The organism is Paraburkholderia sp. NMBU_R16 (assembly GCF_013282575.1).
In the GTDB taxonomy this organism is placed as follows: domain Bacteria; phylum Pseudomonadota; class Gammaproteobacteria; order Burkholderiales; family Burkholderiaceae; genus Trinickia.
Genome location: NZ_JAAAYE010000369.1, coordinates 1 through 279, shown reverse-complemented (window position 1 = coordinate 279; position 279 = coordinate 1). Strand labels below are relative to the sequence as shown.

Genomic DNA, 279 nt, shown 5'->3' with positions numbered 1-279 from the left:
GCAACATGCGCCGCGCGTCAATCAACAAACGCTTGTCAGCGTCAATCAACATCGGCATCATCAACCTCGCCGCGACATTCTCATCTTGTTTGTCGCGCGTCTCTCATCCAGATTGTCGCGCCACACTTCGAACTGCTTGCCGTTGTACGAGACGGGGCTCTGTCGCATTAACGAGGACGAGTAGAATCGGTGCGAATTGAAACGCAGGACATCGATGATGGCAAAGACGAAGAAAGCTCGCTCAACGTTGCCCACCGGCGCGGGCAGCGTGCTGAAGCG

General features: G+C 55.9%; 1 protein-coding gene. It reads right to left on the bottom strand.

All coding sequences use genetic code 11. The annotated features are described in order from the left end of the window. Positions 1-60: 60 nt before the first annotated feature. On the bottom strand, positions 61-279 hold a 219-nt coding region (locus GWC77_RS29375), incomplete at its 5' end, for a hypothetical protein (protein WP_217283477.1).